The sequence below is a fragment of the Adhaeribacter aerolatus genome (assembly GCF_007991635.1).
GTDB lineage: Bacteria > Bacteroidota > Bacteroidia > Cytophagales > Hymenobacteraceae > Adhaeribacter > Adhaeribacter aerolatus.
On record NZ_BJYS01000094.1, the window covers coordinates 1 to 735 of the forward strand.

General features: G+C 53.5%; 1 protein-coding gene. It reads left to right on the forward strand.

Going from position 1 to position 735, the window contains the following annotated elements; genetic code table 11:
- Positions 1 to 735, forward strand: a 735-nt coding sequence (locus tag AAE02nite_RS26135) for a DUF3078 domain-containing protein (protein WP_146905894.1), incomplete at both ends; no start/stop codon positions are given.

Below are 735 nucleotides of genomic sequence, written 5' to 3' on the forward strand. Positions count from 1 at the left end.
TCAACCTGAACCAGGCTACCTTCAGCGACAACTGGCGGGCCGGCGGCATTAATTCAATCGCGATTGGTCTGTTCAGCAACGGCAAAGCCGATTTTAAGCGGGAACGCATCTCCTGGGATAATGAAATGCAGTTGCAGTACGGTTTATTCCGGAACAAGGGCCAGGGAACCCGCAAAAACCTCGACCGCATTTTCCTCGATACCAAATACGGCTATAGCATCAGCTCCGACTGGAATACCTTTGTTTCGGCTAATTTTTTGTCGCAGTTTGACCGGGGTTTTGAGTATGATGTAGATAACCTGCCGGATAACCGGCGGTTAATTTCTAATTTTTTATCGCCCGGCTTTCTGACCTTTGCGCTGGGGCTGGAGTTTAAGCCGGTAGATTGGTTCTCGGTCCGGTTCAGCCCGTTTGCTCCACGTTTTACTTTTCTCACCGACCAGAACGTGCGGCCCAACCCGGGCGAGGTGGTATACGGCGTACCGGTAGGCCGCCGGGTGCGGCAGGAATGGCTGGCCGCCCAGATTCTGGGCAATTTGAACAAGGATATTGCCACCAACCTAAACCTGAAACTGCTCTACCTGGGCTTCGCTAACTACGAAACCCTCGCCTGGCACACCATCGACCACCGGCTGGATGCCGTGATTACGGCTAAAGTTAACAGCCTGATAAGTGTAAACCTTACCGGTGTAGCGCTTTACGACCGGGACCAGGACCGCCGGGTGCAATACAGCC